This is a genomic window from Chryseobacterium sp. C2(2020) (assembly GCF_014218915.1).
In the GTDB taxonomy this organism is placed as follows: Bacteria; Bacteroidota; Bacteroidia; order Flavobacteriales; family Weeksellaceae; genus Chryseobacterium; species Chryseobacterium mucoviscidosis.
The window spans coordinates 48,168-55,464 of record NZ_JACLCT010000029.1; the positions used below are offsets into that span (position 1 = coordinate 48,168).

6 protein-coding genes are annotated in these 7,297 nt (G+C 36.4%); 5 read left to right on the forward strand and 1 reads right to left on the reverse strand.

Annotation, left to right across the window (positions count from 1 at the left end; genetic code table 11):
• The first annotated feature begins 447 nt into the window (after nt 1-447).
• Nucleotides 448-1,752, forward strand: coding sequence for an argininosuccinate lyase (gene argH, locus H6W52_RS15495; RefSeq protein WP_116099865.1), 1,305 nt, complete (start codon nt 448-450; stop codon nt 1,750-1,752).
• A 128-nt stretch (nt 1,753-1,880) separates the two neighbouring features.
• Here argH and H6W52_RS15500 read toward each other — a convergent pair whose 3' ends face one another.
• Nucleotides 1,881-2,342, reverse strand: a complete 462-nt coding sequence (locus tag H6W52_RS15500; protein WP_076393695.1) for an Lrp/AsnC family transcriptional regulator — start codon at nt 2,340-2,342, stop codon at nt 1,881-1,883.
• A gap of 164 nt (nt 2,343-2,506) precedes the next feature.
• Here H6W52_RS15500 and H6W52_RS15505 point away from each other — a divergent pair, with 164 nt between their 5' ends.
• Genes H6W52_RS15505 through H6W52_RS15520 form a run of 4 tightly spaced genes read left to right on the forward strand, consistent with a single transcriptional unit; the run spans nt 2,507 to nt 7,173 of the window.
• Nucleotides 2,507-3,493 (forward strand): L-histidine N(alpha)-methyltransferase, encoded by a 987-nt coding sequence (locus tag H6W52_RS15505; RefSeq protein WP_116099864.1) that lies wholly within the window; start codon nt 2,507-2,509, stop codon nt 3,491-3,493.
• Between the two features lie 21 nt (nt 3,494-3,514).
• The gene (gene egtB, locus H6W52_RS15510; protein ID WP_116099863.1) at nt 3,515-4,696 is read left to right on the forward strand and encodes an ergothioneine biosynthesis protein EgtB; all 1,182 of its coding nucleotides are present in this window, start codon (nt 3,515-3,517) and stop codon (nt 4,694-4,696) included.
• A gap of 9 nt (nt 4,697-4,705) precedes the next feature.
• Nucleotides 4,706-5,611 (forward strand): ABC transporter ATP-binding protein, encoded by a 906-nt coding sequence (locus H6W52_RS15515; protein WP_116099862.1) that lies wholly within the window; start codon nt 4,706-4,708, stop codon nt 5,609-5,611.
• The gene (locus H6W52_RS15520; protein WP_116099861.1) at nt 5,611-7,173 is read left to right on the forward strand and encodes an ABC transporter permease/substrate-binding protein; all 1,563 of its coding nucleotides are present in this window, start codon (nt 5,611-5,613) and stop codon (nt 7,171-7,173) included. The genes H6W52_RS15515 and H6W52_RS15520 overlap by 1 nt, the downstream gene beginning before the upstream one ends.
• Nucleotides 7,174-7,297: the final 124 nt, after the last annotated feature.

Sequence of the window (7,297 nt, forward strand, 5' to 3'; positions counted from 1 at the left end):
TAGGAAGCAGGAAGAGGGATGGATGATGGGCGGCTTGTAAGTAACGACTTAGGAATCGGAGGCGTTAAGAAAATTAATTCTGTGAACGTTAAGAAAATTCTACTGTTCGAAGCGCGAGATAAATATTGAACCGAAGAACAAATTTTGAATTCGCGCAAGTTTAGAATTTTTAGAGAACAGAAATAATTTTTAGCCGGAGTTTCCAGTCTTGAATTTTTGTTTCTTTTGTTTGACTACGTCGAATCTTCGATTTCAAGACAAAAGAAAACATAAAAGAAATATATTCAGTTATGTCATTCTGAAAAAAACGAAGTGGATTGAAGAATCTTTAATTTTAGATAGATTCCTCCTTCGTCGGAATGACAAAATCAATTAATAAAGGAAGATAAAACAGTTGGTTATAAACATACGTCATCAGCTTTCATCTTCCAACAAAAAAGAAATTTTATGAAAAAAATATGGCAGAAAGACAATAACGCCACCAATATATTAGTCAATACATTCACAGTCGGGAAAGATCTTGATTTTGATGAACGTTTGGCAAAATACGATGTCAAAGGTTCAATGGTGCATTGCAAAATGTTAGCAGAAGTGGGAATTATTTCCAATGAAGAATCAGAGCAAATGTTGTTTGTTTTAGCAGAAATTTTAGAAGATATTGAAAACGGAATCTTTGAAATCGATAAGAATGCTGAAGATATTCATTCCCAGATTGAATCAATTTTAATTGAAAAATTAGGTGATACCGGAAAGAAAATTCACACGGCGCGATCCAGAAACGATCAGGTTTTACTGGATATCAAATTGTATTTATTAGATGAAATCCGTGAAATTACCACATTAACAGACGAATTCTTTCAGATATTAATTAAATTGGCGGAACAGCATAAAAATGTTTTGCTTCCGGGATATACCCATTTGCAGATTGCGATGCCTTCGTCGTTTGGATTGTGGTTTGGAGCTTATGCAGAAGCATTGTTGGATGACATAGAAATGTTGTTTTCAGTTAAAAATATCATCAATAAAAATCCATTGGGTTCTGCGGCAGGTTACGGTTCATCGTTCCCGATTGACCGTGAAAGTACGACCTACAATTTAGGTTTCCAGTCGATGAATTACAATTCCGTGTATGCTCAGATGACGCGTGGAAAGTCTGAGAAAATGCTGTCGATGGCAATGGCGACTTTAGCCGGAACTTTAGGGAAATTTTCTTACGATGTTTGTCTGTATTTAAGCCAGAATTTCGATTTCATAAGCTTTCCGAAGGAATTTACTACAGGAAGCAGCATTATGCCTCACAAAAAAAATCCTGATATTTTTGAGTTGGTTCGTGCGCGCTGCAACAGAATACAGTCTTTGCCAAATGAATTTATTTTACTGACGAATAACCTTCCTTCAGGCTATCACAGAGATATGCAGCTTACGAAAGAAATCCTTTTTCCTGCGATTGATTCCTTAAAGGAATGTCTGGAAATTTTAAATTATACGTTGCCTAACATTCAGGTAAAAGACGGCATTTTGGGAGATGAAAAATACAAATATCTTTTCAGCGTAGAGAAAATCAATGAAGAAGTGAAAAACGGAAGTTCCTTCCGGGATGCTTACGTAAAAGTAGGGCAGGAGATTGAAAATAATGCGTTCGATTTTGAAATTGGAAATTTAAACCATACGCATCAGGGAAGTATCGGAAATTTGTGTTTGGATAAAATAGAATATCAGTTTAATAAACTGAAAAATAAATTATTGGGTTGATTTATTTTAAACCATTAAGATTCATTTAAGGAGTTAAACAAAATTAAGAGATATAGGATTTTTTAATATAATTCGCTTCAAAATCTTAAATTCGCTTAACTTCTTAATTAAAATCTTAATGGTTCAATTTAACCCAGATCAATCTTAAACTTCGTAGACTTTTTCACCTCGTGCAAGACAATAGAACTGTGATATTGCCCGATATTAGGTATGTTTGAAATCACATTCACCGTAAAATCATTATAAGAATTAATGTCTTTTGCAATAATTTTCAGCATGTAATCATATTCACCGGAAAGACTGATGATTTCCTGAACTTCATCATGCTGCATGATGTTTTTCTCAAATGTTTCCAGAACTTTTTTAGACTGTTCTTTAAGACGCACATTGCAGTAAACCACAATATTTAAGCCCAGTTTTTCGCGGTTTAAAAGACCCACATATTTCTCAATAATTCCCTGTTTCTCCAGTTGCTTGATGCGTTCGTACGTCGGAGTGAAAGTAAGACCAATTTTTTCTGAAATTTCTTTCACCGAAAGTGTAGAATCTTCCTGAATAATACTGAGAATCATCCTGTCTTTTAAATCCATATAGTCTATTTTGAATGGTAAATATACAATTTTATAAAAATTAAAACTAAAATTTTTGTGTTTTGAACTCAAAAATCCCTTCATAAACAGCCCGAATATTAATCTTTGTATTTTAGGCAATGGCAAAATAATTGCTGTAATCTGCGTACGAAATCCAGATTAATATGAACCGAAATACGACTACGGCAACAACTTCATTGGCTGATTACGATCCCCATCATAAATTTAAAAGTGAAATTTTAGACGGACTGAAAGAGGAGCCTAAACATTTATTATCCAAATATTTCTACGATAAAAAAGGCGACGATCTTTTTCAGCAGATCATGAATATGCCGGAATATTATCTCACCGATTGCGAACTTGAAATCTTTACCGGAAAAAAGAGGGAACTCGCAAACGCGATACGAGCATTCGACGAGCCTTTTGATTTGGTGGAACTCGGAGCAGGAGATGCTACAAAATCCTCTCATCTGCTTGAATATCTTGTAAAGCAAAACGCAGATTTTACCTATATGCCGATTGATATTTCGGCAAATATTATTTCTGTTTTGGAGGAAAATCTTACATCTGAAATTCCGGGGCTTAAAATGACGGGGCTCAATGGAGAATACTTTGAAATGCTCGATAAAGCAAACAAAATTTCTTCCCGCAGAAAAGTCATTCTTTTTTTAGGAGGAAATATTGGAAATATGGAAATTGAAGAAGCCTATCAGTTCTGTAATGCATTGAAATCGAGACTCAATCCGGATGATATTCTTCTCATTGGTTTTGATCTGAAGAAAAATCCACACACCATTCTGGCTGCCTATAACGATAAAGCGGGAATAACGGCATCGTTCAACCTTAATCTTTTAGACAGAATTAATGAAGAGTTGGATGCAGATTTTAAAACGAATCAGTTCAAACATTACCAAACCTACGATCCGCTTTCCGGAGCCTGCAGAAGTTACCTGATCAGTCTGGAAGATCAGTCGGTACATATTGAAGAGGAAAAGATAAACTTTAAGGCAAATGAAGCCATTTACATGGAAATTTCTCAGAAATATTCTGAAAAAGAAGTCGATATAATGGCAAGAAAAACAGGTTTTAAACCGTTAAAACAGATTTCGGACACCAAAGGCTGGTTTGTAGATGCGATCTGGAAAGTCTAATTTAAATTAAAAGCTAAAACGATGATCGAACAGAATACACTAGTCAAAGAAAAACAGTTGCTTGAGAATTACCGTAGAATCAGAGCGCGATCCATTGAAATATGCGAACCACTTGAAACAGAAGATTTTGTAGTTCAGCCTGTTGTAGATGTAAGTCCGCCAAAATGGCATTTAGGACATACCACATGGTTTTTTGAGACCTTTATTTTGATCCCGAATCTTGATGGTTATGAGGTATTTAATCCCCAATATAATTTCGTTTTCAACAGTTATTACGAAACCATTGGGGCAAGAGTAATCCGGACAGACAGAGGAAACTTAAGCCGGCCTTCGGTTGCAGATATTTTTCAGTATCGGAAATATGTCGATGAACAGATGGAAACTTTTCTTTTAAACAACGACTTATCCGATGATCTTAAAAAACTCTTTGAACTAGGTTTAAACCACGAACAGCAGCATCAGGAATTATTATTAACCGATATCAAATATATTCTCGGTCACAATCCTTTATTTCCCGGTTACAACGAAAATTTTCCGTTAGAAAAATCAGAACCTGAAAATTTTGAAATGCTTTCTTTTAAGGAAGGAATTTATGAAATAGGATTTGAAGGAGAAGGATTTTGTTTTGATAATGAACTGAACAGACATAAAGTATATCTCAATGATTTCCAAATCTCAAACCGATTAGTAACCAATTCAGAATATCTGGAATTTATGAATGACGGAGGATATGAAAATTTCAGACATTGGCATGCGGAAGGTTGGGAATGGGTGAAAGAAAATCAGGCAAAAGCTCCCTTATACTGGCATTTTATTGAGGGTAAATGGATGCAGTACACGTTGAACGGTTTAAAAGAAATCACTCCCGACGAAGCCGCTTGTCACATCAACTTTTTTGAAGCATCGGCTTTTGCCTCTTGGAAAGGAATGCGTTTACCTACCGAAGCGGAATGGGAAGTCGCTTCCGGAAAATTTGACTGGGGAAAACGCTGGGAATGGACAGGAAGTGCTTATCTTCCGTATCCGGGATTTAAAAAAGAAGAAGGAGCAGTAGGAGAGTATAACGGAAAATTTATGGTCAATCAAATGGTGTTAAGAGGCGCTTCATTAGCAACACCAAAAGGACACAGCCGGAAAACATACAGAAATTTCTTTCCCACATCACTGCAATGGCAGTTTACAGGAATCCGACTGGCTAAATAATTCCCATTGATGATTACGGTAGAATCTGTTTCCAAAAGTTTTAAAAATCGTCCCGCTGTGGACGATATTTCCTTTGCTGCTCATGAAAAGGAAATTCTGGTATTGCTGGGAACAAGCGGCTGCGGAAAAACAACAACTTTAAAAATGATCAACCGGCTTATCGAGTCAGATTCGGGAAGAATTTTAATCGATGGTAAAAATATCAAGGATCATAACGTTGAGCAACTGAGAATGGGAATCGGTTATGTCATGCAGAATTCAGGGCTTTTTCCCCATTATACGGTTGCAGAAAATATCGCCGTCGTTCCGAAACTTCAAAAATGGAACTTAAAGCAGATTAAAGACAGAACGGAGGAGCTTATTCAGAAATTACATTTATCCGGTGATGTTTTAAACAGATTTCCCCACGAATTAAGCGGCGGACAACAGCAACGCGTCGGAATAGCCAGAGCTTTAATCGCCAATACTCCAGTCTTACTGATGGACGAACCTTTCGGAGCATTGGATAATATGACGAAATCTGAGATTCATAATGAGTTTAAAACGCTGGACGAGCTTAAAAATAAAACCATCATTCTGGTAACCCACGATGTATCTGAAGCTTTCGAATTGGGACACAGAATATGTCTTATGGATAAAGGAAAAATAATAAAGATCGGAACCCCGAAAGAAATGATTTACCGTCCTGCAAATGATTTTGTGAAAAATTTCTTTGCCAATAACCGTTTGACATTAGAATATCAAATCACGAAAATTTCAGATCTGCAATTTAAAAATGTTTCAGAAAAAAGATTTAATGAAGATCAGAATATCTGGAATGTTTTGCAGGATCTCAGTACAAATTCCGGAGATGCTGAACTTTACAATATAATTACGGCTTCTTTTAATGAATACCGACAAAAACAGTTGACCTGATGCAGCAAAGTTTATGGCAGTTTCTTGTTGAGCAGCAACACAAGATTTATATTCAGGTAATCCAGCATTTGGGATTAACCTTTATAGCCCTGTTGTTGGCAATTGCTGTCGGTTTGCCGTTGGGAATTCTCATCAGCCGGAAAAAGAAATTAGCCACTCCGGTTTTAACGGTTGCAGGAATTTTACAAACAATTCCAAGCATTGCCTTGCTAGGTTTTATGATTCCCGTTTTCGGGATCGGACCGCAACCCGCCATTGTCGCACTGTTAATTTACGCTTTATTACCCATCATCCGAAATACGTATACAGGAATTTCGGGAGTAAATGACAATATCATTGAAGCGGCAAAATCTTTGGGAATGACAAAAAGCCAGTTACTTCTGAAAGTAGAATTACCTTTAGCAATGCCGGTTATCGTTGCCGGAATAAGAACTGCCGCAGTAATCAACGTTGGAGTCGCAACATTGGCTTCTTTTGTTGCAGCGGGAGGTTTGGGAGAATTTATCTTTGGCGGAATTTCCCTGAATAATTCCAATATGATTCTTGCAGGAGCAATTCCGGCCGCTTTACTGGCAGTTATTGTAGATCAGATGATTGCTTTTGTTCAGAAATCAGAATACCGTACAATCAGAAAAATGATATGGATTATTCCTTTACTGCTGATTGTTGCAGGAGGAGTTTATTTTTGGAATAAAAACTCATCAACCCGATTAAAAGCAGGTTTTACCCCTGAATTTATGGGAAGAAAAGATGGAGATATCGGCTTAAAAAAGATTTATCAGCTGGATGTCAATCCTTCGGTTGTTAATGACGCTCTCATGTACAAAGCTTTGTATGAAGGCAAACTAGACCTTATCAGCGGATATTCTACCGATGGAAGAATAAAAGCATATGATCTTTTGGTTCTGAATGATGATAAAAAAATATTTCCGCCTTACTTCGCCGCTCCTATTGTTAAAGAAAAAACGTTGCAGAAATATCCTGATCTCGAAAAGACGCTCAATCTTCTTTCAGGAAAAATCAATGATTCCGTGATGACCGAACTGAACTATCAGACAGATTATCTTCATCAGGTTCCTGAAAAAGTAGCAAAAGAATTTTTAATCAGGAATAATCTGTACAAAGCACCTAAAGAAGCGGGAAATCAAACCGTCCGGATCGGATCAAAAATTTTTGGAGAACAATATATTCTTGCCGAAATCTACCGAATGCTCATCGAAGGAAACACAAACTATAAAGTTGAAACCAAAACAGGATTAGGCGGAACAAAAATCTGTTTTGATGCTTTAATGAATGATGCTGTGGATTTTTATCCGGAATATACAGGTACCGGATTGCTGGTTCTGCTCACTCCGGATCATAAAACGATTGAAAATGTGACCAAAAGCCCTGATCTTACCTATCAGTTTGTACAAAATGAATTCATCAAAAAATACAAGGTCCGTTGGCTGAAACCGATTGGATTTAACAATGCGTATGCGCTCGTTATGCGAAGAAAACAGGCAAATCAGCTCAAAATAAAATCCATAACAGATTTAAAAAACATGGAGACCGGGAAATAATTTCTGCTGTACTAATTTTAAATTTAACCACAAAAGATACAAAGGGCTTTATTTAACGTGAACTCGACGCTAAAATATTGAATTATATTTAGTTTTCCTTGCCATCTATGCATTTATCCAGTTC

Excerpts from the sequence above, each read along its gene's own strand:
- H6W52_RS15500 (WP_076393695.1), bottom strand. The coding sequence starts at position 2,342 with ATGGATTTAAAAGACAGGATGATTCTCAGTATTATTCAGGAAGATTCT.
- H6W52_RS15505 (WP_116099864.1), top strand. The coding sequence starts at position 2,507 with ATGAACCGAAATACGACTACGGCAACAACTTCATTGGCTGATTACGAT.
- H6W52_RS15520 (WP_116099861.1), top strand. The coding sequence starts at position 5,611 with ATGCAGCAAAGTTTATGGCAGTTTCTTGTTGAGCAGCAACACAAGATT.
- H6W52_RS15515 (WP_116099862.1), top strand. The coding sequence starts at position 4,706 with ATGATTACGGTAGAATCTGTTTCCAAAAGTTTTAAAAATCGTCCCGCT.
- argH (WP_116099865.1), top strand. The coding sequence starts at position 448 with ATGAAAAAAATATGGCAGAAAGACAATAACGCCACCAATATATTAGTC.
- egtB (WP_116099863.1), top strand. The coding sequence starts at position 3,515 with ATGATCGAACAGAATACACTAGTCAAAGAAAAACAGTTGCTTGAGAAT.